This is a genomic window from Pseudomonas sp. MH9.2 (genome assembly GCF_034353875.1).
Taxonomy (GTDB): Bacteria; Pseudomonadota; Gammaproteobacteria; order Pseudomonadales; family Pseudomonadaceae; genus Aquipseudomonas.
Window position 1 is genome coordinate 1,652,299 of record NZ_CP133784.1, and the last position, 13,540, is coordinate 1,665,838.

The following is a 13,540-nucleotide window of genomic DNA, read 5'->3' on the forward strand; positions in this document are numbered from 1 at the left end:
CCCGGATGTTAGCAAATGCTTTTCCGGGCGTCAGCCGCCAAGTTCAGAGAAGCCGGTCAAGAAGTGCGGGCCGACGTAACGTTCCGGCAGGGCAAACTCATCGTGGTATTCCACTTTCACCAGGTAAAGCCCGAACGGGTGCGCGGTCACGCCACCGGTCCGACGGACCCGGCTCTCCAGTACTTCCCCGGCCCATTCGATTGGCCGCTCACCGGTGCCAATGGTCATCAACACGCCGGCGATATTACGCACCATGTGGTGCAAAAAGGCGTTGGCGCGAACGTCGATGACGATCATTTGACCGTGACGCGTCACCCGCAGGTGATGCAGCTGCTTGATCGGTGACTTCGCCTGACATTGCCCGGCACGAAACGCACTGAAATCATGGGTGCCGACCAGGTACTGAGCAGCCAGCGCCATGCGCTCTGCATCCAGCGGGCGGTGGTTCCAGGTGATTTCCTGGCCCAAGTGCGCCGGCCGAATCGGATCATTGTAGATGACGTAGCGGTAACGACGGGCAATCGCCTTGAACCGCGCATGAAAATGCGCCGGCATGACTTGGGCCCAGGTCACGCTGACATCGTGAGGCAAATTGATATTGGCGCCCATGACCCAGGCTTTCAGCGACCTTTCGGCCTGAGTATCGAAGTGCACCACTTGCCCACAGGCGTGAACACCCGCATCGGTACGCCCGGCGCACAACAATGAGACGGGGGACGCAGCAACTTTGGACAATGCGTTCTCAAGGGTTTCCTGAACGGTCAGTACGCCGGAAGCCTGGCGCTGCCATCCGCAATAACGCGAACCTTTATACTCGACGCCTAATGCGATTCTGGAAAAGCCGGCGGCAGCCATCTCGGCTGCCGCAGTGGTCATATTTTTCAATTTGTTACGCCAATATCGTTTTCGCAGTGGCGGCCATTATACGCACCTGAAAGCTGAGTACCACGCAGGCCAGCCTTCCTTTATAGAGCGCTCCGTGGCCATCGAAGAAACAGCGGTTTGCCAGCCAGCAACCCAACAACCTCTTCACGCGCTATCTGGTTGCTCTTTTTTCGCCACCCTATTTTTTGCAAAAAAGTAACATTAAGGTGCTCAAGCGCCGCGATCCATCTGTTCCAGCCAATGCTTGAGGTCGGCCACCTCAGCTTCATTGATCGAATGCCCCAAGCCGGGATAGGCATGAAACTGCACCGTGACCGAACCACCCTTCAAGAGTCGATCCGCCTCGATAGCCAAAGCGAAGGGCAATGTCCCATCGGAAGTGCCATGACCGATGAACGTGGCCGGCATTCCCAGAGGCTTGCCCGGTTCCACTTCAGCGCGCAGAGAGGGCAGCATCGTTCCGCTCAGCGCCGCAATTCCGCCGATAGCCTGCGGATGGTGCAGCGCAACGTAGTAACTCACCATTGCGCCCTGGCTAAAACCTACCAGATACACCTTCTTCGCCGAAGTCCGGTATTTCTGAATCGCCGCAACGACAAACTCGGCGATCAGCCGCTCACTGTTTTTCACCTGCGCGGTGTTGCCGTCATATTCACCGGTGCGATTAGTCTTGTCGAACCATTGGAAGACGCCATCGGCCAGGGTCATCGGCGCGCGAACAGACAGGTAAGTGTAGCGGGCAGGTAACGATTCTCTCAGCCCGAACAAGTCATTCTCGCTACCACCATGACCGTGGAGGAAAATGACCAGAGGTTGATTGTTCGAACCTGGCTGGGTCTGTTCCAGATAGCTAAGCGGCAAGTCGCGTTGCACAGCCTCTTCGGCATAAACCGGAGACGAGCACAGCAGAACCATCAATGCGAGCCACTTACTCATTATTCACGACCTGGGAGGATGAAAGAGGCTAAAAAGATTAGCACGTCGGGTACACGGTATTGCACGCAATGGCGAAGACCACACGTTGTAGGCGATCATGTTCAAGCCCGATAAAATCGCCAACCGCCTTCATGTGTCGTACGTTCTGAGCGACACACATGGCCACTTGAACCTTGACGGAGTCGCTCATGCAGTTTCTCGAGAACGCACCACGCTTTCTGTTTTTTACTGGCAAGGGGGGTGTAGGTAAAACGTCGATTGCCTGCGCCGCGGCCCTGGAACTGACGGCACGAGGGAAACGCGTACTTCTGGTGAGTACCGATCCTGCATCCAACGTTGGCCAGGTATTTGGCATCAGCATTGGCAACCGCATAACCCCTGTACCCGCAGTTGCTCATTTATCTGCGCTCGAAATCGACCCGCAGGCGGCAGCCCAAGCCTACAGAGATCGCATTATCGGGCCTGCACGCGGTGTGCTGGACGCCAATGTCGTGAAGGGCATGGAAGAACAGTTGTCCGGGGCATGCACAACAGAAATCGCCGCCTTCGATGAATTCACAGCGCTATTGGTGAGCGCCACGTTGCTCCATGACTATGATCACATCATCTTTGATACAGCGCCTACCGGGCACACCATTCGCCTACTCCAACTGCCTGGCGCCTGGAGTGGATTCCTTGAAGCAGGTCAAGGCGATGCCTCTTGTCTAGGGCCATTGGCGGGGCTCGACAAACAGCGTGATCAATATCACAAGGCGGTTGAAGCCTTGTCCGATCCGGCACTGACTCGACTCATCCTGGTCGCTCGTGCCCAGAACGCCACGCTACGCGAAGCTGCACACACCCACGAGGAACTTGCGAGTATCGGCCTGCGCCAGCAATACCTGGTGGTCAACGGGATTTTGCCCAGGACTGAAGCTGATAAAGATCCTTTGGCTGCCGCAGTATATGCACGGGAACAAGAAGCCCTTGCGCAGATGCCGGACGCGCTCAAGGCGTTGCCCGCTGATCAACTCCCCCTGAAAGCTTTCAACCTGGTTGGGATTGATGCACTGAAACAGTTGTTACGCGAAGACGACGGCGCGGCTGAAACGCTTGACTCTCCAACTACCGAGATTCATGCGCCCAGCTTGAGCGACCTGGTGGATGACATTGCGGCTGATGGCCATGGACTGGTGATGGTCATGGGTAAAGGCGGCGTCGGTAAAACAACACTGGCGGCGGCGGTGGCCGTCGAGTTGGCACACAGAGGATTGCCCGTTCACCTCACCACGTCCGACCCGGCGGCTCATCTAGCAGAAACCCTGGACGGTTCAATGGCAAACCTCACCCTCAGTCGCATTGATCCTCACGTTGAAACCCAGCGGTATCGCGATCAAGTGATGGCCTCTAAAGGCGCGCATCTGGATGAGCAGGGAAAAGCGCTTTTGGCGGAAGACCTTCGCTCTCCCTGCACCGAAGAGATCGCGGTCTTCCAGAGCTTCTCGCGCATTATTCGGGAGGCTGGCAAGAAGTTCGTGATCATGGATACTGCCCCAACCGGTCACACCCTTTTGTTGCTTGATGCCACCGGTGCCTATCATCGCGATATCGCCCGGCAGATGGCAGGCAGCAACACCCACTTCACGACGCCGATGATGCAGCTTCAAGACCCCAAGAAAACCAAGGTCTTACTTGTCACGCTGGCTGAAACAACCCCCGTGCTAGAGGCTGCCAATCTGCAAGCCGACCTGCGACGGGCGGGTATTGAGCCTTGGGCCTGGGTGATCAACAACAGCATCGCGGCAGCCAAGACCCAATCCCCACTGCTTCGTAAGCGGGCGACAAATGAGCTCAAGGAAATTGATCATGTAATCCACGAGCATGCTCACCGCTATGCCGTAATCCCGCTGATGGCTGAGGAGCCTGTCGGGGTAGAACGTTTGCTTGGATTGAGTGCAGCACTGTAGTTTTTCTGCTGTTTCTCCCCTTTACCCTGCAGTGCCATGCGCAGGACACGCCGCAATCTCCAGAGCCCTTCCACGCCCAAACAAGACCCGGTTTGGCGGACGAAAGGCAACGAGACCGCGGCGTGGTTATCTGCGCCTGGGAACTGGCACAAACCTGATACCCGACTAAGCTTGCGTTTGCCGATCGCCAGCAGTAAACATCCACACTACACAGGCGTTTTTACGATGAGGGACAGAAGCTATTGGGTTGATTACGCAAAAGCGATAGGTATCATTTTAGTTGTATATGGTCACGTCGCCAGAGGCGTTTACAGTGCCGGGCTGCCTATCGATGCCTATACATTTCGAATGGTAGACAGCATTATTTACAGCTTCCACATGCCGCTGTTTTTCTTCCTGTCAGGCCTGTTCTTTTACGAGTCGCTCACGAAGCGTGGCGCGGGCGGACTGATCGTCAACAAAATTGATACCATCGCCTATCCATTCATTATCTGGTCTTTGTTGCAAGGCAGTATTGAGTTTGCACTGTCGAATTACACCACCCACAGCACCTCTTATTTCGATGTGCTTTCTTTTGCCTGGAATCCAAGGGCGCAGTTTTGGTTCTTGTATGCTCTTTTCTGGATCTTTGTTTTAAGTGCGCTTATTTATTCGCTGGTCAGCAAGGCTTATTCGGCACTGTTGCTCTTGTTTTTCGCTGTCCTGTTTGTGGTCAGCAAAGAACTGCACGCAGGGGTCATCGTATATTACATAGCCGGAAATACCGTTTTCTTTGTCTTCGGCATTGTATTCAACGATATAAAGGATTTTTTCGAGCGGCGCTGCAAGGCATTGGCGATGGGCCTTGGTATTGCTTTTCTGGCGGGGCAATACATTTTTCACTTCGTACTGGGACTGACCTACGACGTCGTCGGCGTTACGGCATTAATGCTCGCGGCGGTCTCGATTCTGTTTGTTGTGTCGTTGTCCATGTGCCTGGATAAAGTTCGCCTGGAATGGTTCATGTTTTTAGGGACGTCCTCCATGGCGATCTATCTAATGCATGTTCTGGCCGGCAGCGGTGCACGGATAATCCTAGTGAAGGTCGCCGGAGTACAGGCTGCGTCCGTTCATTTGGCGGTAGGAACTCTGGTTGGCATAACCGTACCACTGCTCGCCCTCACGCTCATTGAACGCTACAAATTAAACTTCCTCTTCGTACCCCCTCCGTCCATTTCTGCAACCTGTCTGATCGGAAGGCTGAGTAAAAAGGCCAGCTCAACTTAAACCCTGAGTCACCGGGGGCACGCCTCAGGGAGGATGCCCCACACCGTCCATGACGAACCTGCCAAACGCCATAAACGCAAACGACCGCCAAGGCGGTCGTCATACGGTAAAACCAGGAGCATCGACTCAGAGCAAGCGCGCCAGCATCTCCTGTGCTTCGGTTTTCTGGGTTTCATCACCTTCGCCGACCACTTCGTCGAGAATATCGCGGGCGCCATCGTTGTCGCCCATCTCGATGTAAGCCCTGGCCAGATCAAGCTTGGTCGCAGCCTCATCCGTACCCGCCAGGAAGTCAAACTCAGGCTCGTCGTCCGAGAGAGCTGCGTCCTCTGCGGTAACGCCCGGGGCTTCGAACGGCTTGGCGATCGGTGGGTGCTCAAGGCTCTGGGACAAACGATCCAGCTCGGCATTGACGTCGTTGAGTTCCGAATCGAAAGCATCGGGCGCTGCTTCAGCGTCAATTTCATCGGCCAACGACAGGTCGAAATCAGCCGGCAATTCCAGATCGTCCGCAGACGACTTATCGACGACGGGTTGATCCAGGGTCGGAGCGTCATCAAAAGCGGGAAGATCTCGCAGGTCATCTTTGAGGCTGAGCAGGAAGTCATCCTCGGCACTCAACGATGGCTGCTCTTCCGGGAGATCCAGGTCGAAATCTGCCAAATCATCGGACGGGGCTTTCCTGGCGTCCGTCTGTTGTTGCAACACCGCGTCAAAATCCAGGTCATCATCAAGCAACGCGTCGTTCACCAAAGGCGCATCAAGGTTCAGATCGTCGCCCAAAACAGGCACATCATCGAGCGTCGACTCGACCGGGTTTTTGATGATCGCAGGCGAGGCTTCTTCCAGATCATCCAGACTCAGGTCGAAATCCTGGTCAAAATCATCGAGATCATCGGACTCCGCGACAGGCGCCGGAGCTGGAACCGGAGCAGGTGTTGGTGTTGGTGTTAGAACTGGAGCCGGAGTTGCTGCCGGAGCAGGCGCTTCAGGCTCGTCAAGCATCAGGTCCTTGACGTAGTTGGCGTCTAGTTCGGCTGCCAGGGCCGCAGCGCTCAAGCCAGCAACTGCTGCCACCAGCATCGTCGGATAGCGGCTTTTCAGTTGTTCGACTTCAGCGTGATTTTTGCCGGTGGCCACCAACTTGCGTTCCTGGCCAGTAAAGCCACTGCGATTACCTTGCTCTGCATAGACTTCCATCAGTTTCAGGCGCAGGTCGCTGCGTTGCGGCTCTTCCTTGATGGCCTCTTCCAGAAGTTCGGCAGCCTGATTGAGACGACCGTTGGCAAGATGAACCTCTGCCTGACCAAGAACATCAGCCGATCGTTCACGCACCGGCTCAACGGCAGGTACTGGCACTGGCGCCAGCATGACGCTTGGCGGCGGAACATCGACACCGTCGAAACTGTCTTCAGGCAAATCCATGTCAGCCGCAAACTGGGTTTCTTCGGCCAGCGCCCGAGCCATACGTTTATGTTTGTCAGACGCTTGCCGAGCATTGCGACGTCGCGCCAGGAGCAGCAGCAAGAGCAGCGCAATCAACAGCGCGCCGCCACCCAACAACCCCAACATCAGCGGGCTGGCAAGCAATTGATTCAATGCATTATCTGCATTTTCTTCTGCTGCGGGCGCGGCAGGCGCAGGAGCGATCGGCGCGGCATCCGGCGCTGCGCTGGCTTGCGCAGCACCCGGTGGCAGAGCATCTTCGGGCGCAATCTCGCCCGGGACCTTCGCAACCATATCAGCCGCGACCAGTTCAGCAGGTAGCGGTGGCACGGTATTAGTGGCGCCAGGTGCGGTCGCCCCATCAGCCTGCATCTTCGCCAACTGATTATTTTTCAACTGGATCAAGCGCTGCAACTTGTCCAACTGGCTTTGCAAATCAGTCATGCGGCTTTTCAGTTCCGCATTATCACGACGCGTCGTGTCGAGGTTTTCCTTGGCTACCGCCAGCTTGTTGCTGAGCGCCTTGCTATCACCCGAGGCACCTTTGCCGCCCGCCTTGGAGCTGCCCGAGACCAGGCTCAAGTTATCCTGCGCGTCGACCTTGGAAGGTGCGGCGTCGGCACGAGCGCGACGGGTCGCATCAACCTGACGCGCGGCTGCGGGCAAACTGCGACGCTGACGCCAGGCCACATTTTGCTCCGCCACCTGAGCGACGGCCTGCGGCTGAGGGAGCGTGGTGATTTGCTGCTGATCGGGAAGACGCAACACTTGACCGGTTTTCAGCCGATTGATGTTACCGCCAATAAACGCATCCGGGTTCAGCGCCTGAATGGCCAGCATGGTCTGCTGAACCGACCCACCATTGCGCACGCGGGCGGCGATTTCCCACAACGTATCGCGTTTACTGGTGGTGTATCGAGCAGGTTTAGCCTCCGCGACCGGGGTCGGCGCAGGCGCCTCTACCGGTGCAGGCGGCGTTGCGGCCGGTGCTTGAGGCTCGGCGGGCGCAGTGGCCGGAAGTTGCGCAGCAACGGCCGCTTCCGGCGTAGCCTTCGGCGGATCGAGTAACAGGCTGTATTCGCGCAGCAACCGGCCGTTAGGCCAGAGCACTTGCACGAGGAATTTCATGTAGGGGTCACGAACCGGCTTGCTCGACGTAATCCGCAGAACGCTTTTACCGCCGGCATTCAGCACCGGGGTAAACGTCAGATCATCGAGAAATGCCTGCCGAGCAACGCCAGCCTGGGCGAAATCAGCGGATGGCGCCAAGCTCGGCACTACCTGCCCGGCATTCAGGTCTCGCGCATCAAGCAACTCGATCTCGGCAACCAGAGGCTGGTTCAGGGTCGACTTCAATGTCAGGTCCCCGAGCACCAACGCATGCGCCATACCGGACGACAACGCCGAAGCGGCAGCGATTGCTAAAACCAGTTTGCGAACCTGAACCATAGCCCATCCCTTGTTTGAATATTCCTCGGCAACCGAGAAGGTAAAGTCTGAAAGCTAAAACGATTCTTGAATTGTTGCCAAGTATCTTTTACACAAGGTCTTTTATCAACAATTCAGCCACTTGCACAGCGTTCAACGCCGCACCCTTGCGCACATTATCAGACGTGATCCACAGATTAAGTTCCTCCGGGTCGTCGATCCCTGTACGCACTCGTCCTACATAGACGACATCCTGACCCACGGCATCACCAACCGCCGTGGGGTAATCGCCCGCTTCAATCAGTTCGATTCCCGGTGCAGCCTCCAGCACAGCATTGACTGCCGCTAGATCGACCGCGCCCGATAGCTGCAGCGAAACGCTAAAGCTATCGCCAAAAAATACAGGAGCTTGAACGCAGGTAGCGGACACCTTAAGCAATGGCATGGCAAGCAACTCGCGCAACTCTGTGACCAAACGCTTTTCCAACGGCGCATGGCCTTGGGTGTCGGGCGTACCGACCTGAGCCAGCAGGTTGAACGCCATCTGCCGATCAAAAAAGCGTGGTTCCATCGGTCGCACATTGAGCAGCTCAGCGGTTTGCCGAGCCAGCTCCGCCACCCCTTCGCGGCCCTGACTGGACACTGCAAGGCAGGCAGTGACATTGACCCGGACGACGCCGAGCAGCGCACGCAACGGCGCGATCACCACTGCCAATGCCGTCGCCGACGGGCTGGGACTGGCAATTTGATACGGCTTTCTCAGCGCGCCAAGCAGGGCCGCGTTGACTTCTGGAATAATAGTGGGCGCCTGCTCAGCCGGCAAACCGCCCGACAGATCGATCACCGTGCAACCCGCCGCTGTCGCCCGCGCTGCATAGCTGCGGGTAATGGCTGGGCCAGCGGCAAAAAAGACCAGCTGGACTTTGCTGAAATCGAATTCATCCACTTCACGCACGCGCACGTTCTTGCCCTTGAACGGCACCGAATGGCCCGCCGATTCGATGCTCGCCAACAAGTGCAGACTGGCCACCGGAAACTCGCGCTCTTCAAGAATCTGGACGAGGGTTTCGCCAACAGTGCCGGTGGCGCCGATCACGGCAATATCAAAGGACTGCTTCATGCAAAAACCTCAAGCAAAAACGGGGAGCGGCACTTTAACCGTCGAGGTACCGACAGGCAATTAACCGCAGGAACAGAGACAGGTCCAGAACTGCTGACAACCCACTTCAGGGTTCGAGTCCGATTCGAAAAAATTCGCCACCACTCCATACGCCCAACCAACGCTGGCCATCTATTTCTCGCGTTACCGCCAGATCAACCAATTGATAGAACACATTGCGGTGCATCAGCGCTTCCAGATTGACCCGCACATGGACATAAGGCGCTGGTTCCTGAGTGAGCGGGTCAATTTCTACCCGTATCGGATGCTCGGGCCCCGCCTCGGTCTGATCCTCGACATTGGTGGTGAAGCGCAAACGCTGATCTTCGCCCTGGCCTTCCACTTCAAGGCTGACTGCAACAAAAGGTGCGTCATCCACCCTGATCCGGACCTTCTCCACGGGAGTGATCAGAAAGTAGTCGTCGCCGTCACGGCGCATGATCGTGGAGAACAGGCGCACCATGGGCTTACGTCCAATGGGCGTGCCGAGGTAGTACCACGTGCCGTCACGGGCGATACGCATATCTATATCGCCGCAAAAATCGGGATTCCACAGATGAACAGGCGGCAACCCCTTCGACTTGGGAATCTGCGCGAATAGATCGTTGGCATTGCCGGGACCACTCATGCCTTTCTCCTTAGCGACTCATGCCTAACAGACTGCGAGCGTAGTCCTCCAGGGGTGGACCAAGCAAATCTTCGGGCTTGGTGTTGCGCAGTGTCAGCAATCCGCCGCGGGTGTGAATCCGTGCGGTATCGATCAAATAGCGGGTACTGGTTTCGATCAGCATCAGCTGAATCACGCCGCTGTCGACGCCCAGCCGATCCACGGCTTGCTGGTCGTGCCATTCGTCAGTGTTGCCAATCCTGTCGTCAGCTTTGGCGAAACGGGTGTACAGCAAATAATGCGCACCCGCCGCGCGCGCCTCGCTTAAGGCTGCATCCAGACCAATCGGCGCTCGGGCCCGACGAACCATAGGGAAGTATTCGACAAAGCCGTGAAAGGCTTCTTCCGCCACGACATTAGGCCGCGGATAGGCATTGCCGGGGGGAACGAATGAGCCCTGGGCAATATAGATAAAGGAGTCTGCCTGTATACGCAGATTGTTCGCGCGACTCGTGTTGCTGTGATCGAGTAAGCCCGCATCACTCAACTGATCGTGAGCGCCCTGCCCCATGTCACTGACACTCATGCAGCCACTCAACGCCAGAAGCGTCAGTAGCAAAACCAGACTACGCATCATCCACTCCCTCGTGCCGGTGACGGAAAACCGGCGAATGGGCACAAGATGCAGCTTCCGCGCCATCAAGCAGTGTATGAGCGACGATGATGGACAGTTTTACGTGGGAACGCCGGGATGCGAGAAGCTTAGCCGCCAATAATTTTCATGATCGTGGCGCCGCCGGAAAACGCGACTTCTTGCTTGTCGCCCAAGGCTCTGACCAGCAAACGCTGGAGCGCTGGCAACGCTTCGTGGCGTGGCTTATCCAACAGATCGCCTACGTAATGGCGGTTGCTGGAGGACAGGCAACCGTGCAACCAGCCCGTGGAAGAAAGGCGCAAACGTGAGCAGGTACGGCAAAACGGTACGCTTTCGTTGGCAATCACGCCGAAAAAACCAAGGTCGGGAATTTGATAGCGGACAGCTGTAGCATCGACTGGCGCGTCGGCTTGCAGGTACTCATAACGCTCGCCGATCAATGCCAGCAATTGTTGCAGACTGACAAACTGCTGCAGGAAGGCATTCGAATCGTTGGCCAGATGGCCCATGCGCATCAACTCGATAAACCGCAGCTCGTATCCGCGCTCAAGGCAGTAGTCGAGCATCGGCATCACCTGATCCAGGTTTTGCCCGCGCAGCGGCACCATATTGACTTTGATTTTGATCCCGGCGGCGCGCGCCTGATCCATGCCGTCCAGCACGCTGGCCAGATCCCCGCCACGGGCAATCTGGCGGAAGGCCACAGGATCAAGGGTATCGAGGGACACATTGAGCCGACGAATACCCCCATCGACCAGCAATGGCAGCTTGCGAGCGAGTAATTGTCCATTGGTGGTCAGGCTGATATCAGCCAGCCCCAATTGACCGACTCGCCCCATGAACGCTTCCAGCTTCGGGCTCACTAGTGGCTCGCCGCCAGTAATACGCAAACGCTCAATGCCCGCGGCTTCGATCAGATAGGCTACGCCACGCGCCATGGCATCGGCCGACAATTCATCCTGCGCAGCCACCAACCGCTTGCCGTTGGGCACACAGTAGGTACACGCATAGTTGCAGGCTGAAGTCAGGCTGATTCGCAAGTTGCGGAAACGCCTGCCTTGACGGTCAACGATCATGAGCGACTCCGGCTAAGAAATTAGGCCGGTAAAACATGACTGGACATCACGTTTCAACCAACCCCGGGGCCCAGTATATTCCCGCACCAACGATCCCTGCATTCACTACCTGACGCTATAACGGTACCGAATATATCAGCTGCCTGGCGGGGTATCGGTATCACGCTTGCGTTTGTTACCCATACGCACGCCGATGTCCATCAGGAACTGAAAAAAGCCCTCCTGATCTTCCAGCACATTGCTCCAGAACGGCGAGTGATACAGGGCCACGGCGCCATGCACCAGTGCCCAGGACGCACAGTAATGAAAATAAGGCGGCACATCTTCGAGCTTGCCTTCGCTGATCCGCCCCTTGATCAACAGGGTCAGGCGCTCGAAGTTCGACGCGCGAATCCGGTGCAACTCCTCGATCATCTCCGGCACCTGATTGCCCTTGACCACTTTTTCTTCCAGTCGATCGAACAACCGGTAGCGCTGAGGATCGCGCATGCGGAATTCGAAGTAGGCGCGGGATAAAGCTTCCTTATCCTTGTCGACGTCGGCAGAGTGGAGCAACTCGTTCAAATCGCGCTCGTAGTCGAGCATCAGGCGCAGGTAGATTTCCGCCTTGGACTTGAAGTGCTTATAGATGGTGCCTTTGCCGATACCCACGGCATCAGCGATCATCTCGACGGTGACACTGTCTTCACCTTGATCGAGGAACAGCTTTAGCGCGGTATCGAGAATTTCTTGCTCGCGGCGACGAAACTCACGGACCTTACGAGGTTCTTTTTGCATAAGAAAAGGTCTGTAGGGGTCAAAATCGAAGCCGCGTATTATGCCTAACTTGCGCCAAATTGCACGGATCATCCGACCATGTCTACGTTTCTTGATGAATTTGCACAGGCCCCGGGCCTGCGATATTTAAACCACGCTGCGGTCGCCCCCTGGCCAAAACGCGCCGCGACCGCCGTCAGCCGCTTTGCCCAGGAGAACGTTTTATTGGGCGCGAGGGACTATCCAGACTGGATGGTGGTAGAGCAACGCTTGCGTGAACGCCTGATGCGCCTACTGAACGCACCGTCGACCGATGACATCGCTCTGGTCAAAAATACCTCGGAAGCGCTGTCATTCGTTGCATTTGGACTGGACTGGAAAGCCGGCGACCAGATCGTTATCAGCGATGAAGAGTTCCCATCCAACCGCATCGTCTGGGAGGCGCTGGCGCCCCAAGGCGTCGAAGTCATCCAGGTCAGCCTCAAAAACGACGACCCTGAGGCGGCGCTGCTCGCCGCCTGCGGTGCTCGCACACGCCTGCTGTCGATCAGCGCGGTGCAATACGCTTCGGGCCTGCGCCTGGATCTGGAGCGTCTGGGCCAGGGCTGCAAACAACGCAGCGTGCTGTTCTGCATTGATGCTATCCAGCAACTGGGCGCCCTGCCCTTTGATGTTCAGGCAAACCAATGCGACTTCGCCATGGCAGACGGCCATAAGTGGTTGCTGGGCCCGGAAGGCCTGGGCGTGTTTTATTGCCGCAGCGAATTGCGACCACAACTGAAACTCAGTGAGTTCGGCTGGCACATGCTCGAGCACATGGGTGACTACAACCGCACGACATGGGAGCCCGCCCTGTCTGCGCGCCGCTTCGAATGCGGCAGCCCGAACATGCTTGGCACCATGGCATTAGAGGCCAGCCTTTCGCTGCTCGAAGACGTCGGCATGGACGCAGTGGGGAAGGCCATTGCCGAGCGCATTCTCTGGCTCGAAGACGGGTTGAGCGCCATTCCAGGTGTCCGCTTGCACACTCCAAAAAACCCTGAGAAACGCGCGGGAATCCTGAGCTTCAGCCTGGACGGTATAGCGAACGCCCACGTATTCGAGCACCTTAAACGGGAACAGGTGGTGTGCGTTCAACGTGGACCCGGCGTCAGATTTTCCCCACACTTTTATACTGAGTCGCGGGTGATCGAAGAGACATTGGCCATCGTACGCACGCTGGCGGCTCATTGAGAACTCAACAGAAGCGGATGTATTCCAAATCTGTTTAAAAAATGAGCATCTGCGACTGGACGCCCGCCAATCATGACCAATACTAAGATAGTTGACGCGACATCTCCCCCAAGTGACGCGTCAATGAAGGTGCCGATGGACCGAGCG

Annotated in this window: 12 protein-coding genes; 3 read left to right on the forward strand and 9 right to left on the reverse strand. The window is 56.7% G+C overall.

Annotation, left to right across the window (positions count from 1 at the left end; translation table 11 throughout):
• Positions 1–30: 30 nt before the first annotated feature.
• The 3 genes from truA to RHM55_RS07705 all read right to left on the reverse strand — a co-directional run bounded on the left by truA (position 31) and on the right by RHM55_RS07705 (position 2,011).
• Positions 31–855, reverse strand: a complete 825-nt coding sequence (gene truA, locus RHM55_RS07695) for a tRNA pseudouridine(38-40) synthase TruA (RefSeq protein WP_322182787.1) — start codon at positions 853–855, stop codon at positions 31–33.
• A gap of 240 nt (positions 856–1,095) precedes the next feature.
• The gene (locus RHM55_RS07700; protein ID WP_322180793.1) at positions 1,096–1,821 is read right to left on the reverse strand and encodes an alpha/beta hydrolase; all 726 of its coding nucleotides are present in this window, start codon (positions 1,819–1,821) and stop codon (positions 1,096–1,098) included.
• A gap of 37 nt (positions 1,822–1,858) precedes the next feature.
• Complete coding sequence (locus RHM55_RS07705; protein ID WP_322180795.1) at positions 1,859–2,011, reverse strand: hypothetical protein; 153 nt, start codon at positions 2,009–2,011, stop codon at positions 1,859–1,861.
• Between RHM55_RS07705 and arsA the strand changes: the two genes are divergently transcribed.
• A complete protein-coding gene (gene arsA / locus RHM55_RS07710; RefSeq protein WP_322180797.1) occupies positions 2,010–3,767 on the forward strand; it encodes an arsenical pump-driving ATPase in 1,758 nt (585 codons plus the stop codon). The genes RHM55_RS07705 and arsA overlap by 2 nt on opposite strands.
• Positions 3,768–3,992: 225 nt before the next feature.
• Positions 3,993–5,033 (forward strand): acyltransferase, encoded by a 1,041-nt coding sequence (locus RHM55_RS07715; protein WP_322182790.1) that lies wholly within the window; start codon positions 3,993–3,995, stop codon positions 5,031–5,033.
• 126 nt (positions 5,034–5,159) lie between these two features.
• Here the strand turns inward: RHM55_RS07715 and RHM55_RS07720 are convergent, their stop codons facing one another.
• From RHM55_RS07720 to RHM55_RS07745, 6 genes are all read right to left on the reverse strand, one after another.
• Complete coding sequence (locus RHM55_RS07720) at positions 5,160–7,928, reverse strand: FimV/HubP family polar landmark protein (RefSeq protein WP_322180799.1); 2,769 nt, start codon at positions 7,926–7,928, stop codon at positions 5,160–5,162.
• Positions 7,929–8,016: 88 nt separating this feature from the next.
• Positions 8,017–9,027, reverse strand: a complete 1,011-nt coding sequence (locus tag RHM55_RS07725; RefSeq protein ID WP_322180801.1) for an aspartate-semialdehyde dehydrogenase — start codon at positions 9,025–9,027, stop codon at positions 8,017–8,019.
• Between the two features lie 106 nt (positions 9,028–9,133).
• On the reverse strand, positions 9,134–9,694 hold the full coding sequence (locus tag RHM55_RS07730; RefSeq protein WP_322180803.1) for a DUF1285 domain-containing protein: 561 nt from the start codon (positions 9,692–9,694) through the stop codon (positions 9,134–9,136).
• 10 nt (positions 9,695–9,704) lie between these two features.
• On the reverse strand, positions 9,705–10,307 hold the full coding sequence (locus RHM55_RS07735; protein ID WP_322180805.1) for a DUF4823 domain-containing protein: 603 nt from the start codon (positions 10,305–10,307) through the stop codon (positions 9,705–9,707).
• Positions 10,308–10,435: 128 nt separating this feature from the next.
• Positions 10,436–11,404, reverse strand: a complete 969-nt coding sequence (locus tag RHM55_RS07740) for a GTP 3',8-cyclase MoaA (protein WP_322180807.1) — start codon at positions 11,402–11,404, stop codon at positions 10,436–10,438.
• A 135-nt stretch (positions 11,405–11,539) separates the two neighbouring features.
• On the reverse strand, positions 11,540–12,181 hold the full coding sequence (locus tag RHM55_RS07745) for a TetR/AcrR family transcriptional regulator (RefSeq protein WP_322180809.1): 642 nt from the start codon (positions 12,179–12,181) through the stop codon (positions 11,540–11,542).
• A gap of 78 nt (positions 12,182–12,259) precedes the next feature.
• Here RHM55_RS07745 and RHM55_RS07750 point away from each other — a divergent pair, with 78 nt between their 5' ends.
• A complete protein-coding gene (locus RHM55_RS07750; RefSeq protein WP_322180812.1) occupies positions 12,260–13,393 on the forward strand; it encodes an aminotransferase class V-fold PLP-dependent enzyme in 1,134 nt (377 codons plus the stop codon).
• Positions 13,394–13,540 lie beyond the last annotated feature (147 nt).

Bases quoted from the DNA above. Each gene is read 5' to 3' on its own strand.
- RHM55_RS07735 (WP_322180805.1), bottom strand. From the start codon at position 10,307: ATGCGTAGTCTGGTTTTGCTACTGACGCTTCTGGCGTTGAGTGGCTGC.
- RHM55_RS07730 (WP_322180803.1), bottom strand. From the start codon at position 9,694: ATGAGTGGTCCCGGCAATGCCAACGATCTATTCGCGCAGATTCCCAAG.
- RHM55_RS07705 (WP_322180795.1), bottom strand. From the start codon at position 2,011: ATGAGCGACTCCGTCAAGGTTCAAGTGGCCATGTGTGTCGCTCAGAAC.
- RHM55_RS07750 (WP_322180812.1), top strand. From the start codon at position 12,260: ATGTCTACGTTTCTTGATGAATTTGCACAGGCCCCGGGCCTGCGATAT.
- RHM55_RS07715 (WP_322182790.1), top strand. From the start codon at position 3,993: ATGAGGGACAGAAGCTATTGGGTTGATTACGCAAAAGCGATAGGTATC.
- RHM55_RS07740 (WP_322180807.1), bottom strand. From the start codon at position 11,404: ATGATCGTTGACCGTCAAGGCAGGCGTTTCCGCAACTTGCGAATCAGC.
- arsA (WP_322180797.1), top strand. From the start codon at position 2,010: ATGCAGTTTCTCGAGAACGCACCACGCTTTCTGTTTTTTACTGGCAAG.
- RHM55_RS07745 (WP_322180809.1), bottom strand. From the start codon at position 12,181: ATGCAAAAAGAACCTCGTAAGGTCCGTGAGTTTCGTCGCCGCGAGCAA.
- RHM55_RS07720 (WP_322180799.1), bottom strand. From the start codon at position 7,928: ATGGTTCAGGTTCGCAAACTGGTTTTAGCAATCGCTGCCGCTTCGGCG.
- RHM55_RS07725 (WP_322180801.1), bottom strand. From the start codon at position 9,027: ATGAAGCAGTCCTTTGATATTGCCGTGATCGGCGCCACCGGCACTGTT.
- truA (WP_322182787.1), bottom strand. From the start codon at position 855: ATGGCTGCCGCCGGCTTTTCCAGAATCGCATTAGGCGTCGAGTATAAA.
- RHM55_RS07700 (WP_322180793.1), bottom strand. From the start codon at position 1,821: ATGAGTAAGTGGCTCGCATTGATGGTTCTGCTGTGCTCGTCTCCGGTT.